General features: G+C 63.8%; 1 protein-coding gene. It reads left to right on the forward strand.

What is annotated here, in order from left to right:
* Nucleotides 1–109 precede the first annotated feature (109 nt).
* The coding region (locus tag NKJ94_RS37470; protein ID WP_352532817.1) for an IS110 family transposase at nucleotides 110–649 on the forward strand (540 nt) is incomplete at its 3' end.

A 649-nucleotide genomic window follows, 5' to 3' on the forward strand; every position in this document is an offset into this window, starting at 1 on the left:
TAGTCCCTATGATTGCTGGGCCTGAGGGCGGCCCGTCATCCGATATGCAACGGTACGAGGGTTAAGCCGGCTGGCCGGCGCAGAGCCTCATGCATAGGAGACGGGCCATATGGACCATATCAGATTTGTCGGTTTGGATGTTCACAAGGAAGGGATCTCGGTCGCGGTGGCGGAGAGCGGACGCTGCGGCTCGGTGGACTATCTCGGGGAGATTGCTAATGACGCTAATGCCGTGAGCAAGCTGTGCGATCGCCTCGGACGGTCCGGCAAGCGGCTGGCGTTTTGCTATGAGGCCGGCCCGTGCGGCTATGGCGTTCATCGCCAACTGACGCGCCTCGGCCATCGGTGCGACGTGGTGGCGCCGTCGCTGATTCCGCGGAAGCCTGGCGATCGGGTGAAGACGAACCGTCGCGACGCCACCATGCTCGCCCGCCTTCATCGGGCCGGAGAGTTGACCCCCGTCTGGGTGCCCGACGCCGATCATGAAGCCATGCGCGACCTGATCCGGCTGCGCAGCGTCGTGCGACAGGTGGTGACGCGAGCGCGCCAACATCTTCAAGGATTTCTGCTGCGTCACGGGCGCAAGCATGAGCGTGGGACGGCCTGGCGAAAGGCTTACCGGCGATGGCTTTCGACATTGGCCTTCGAC

Origin of the sequence: Mesorhizobium sp. M0060 (genome assembly GCF_040323155.1) — a bacterium.
Lineage (GTDB): Bacteria > Pseudomonadota > Alphaproteobacteria > Rhizobiales > Rhizobiaceae > Mesorhizobium.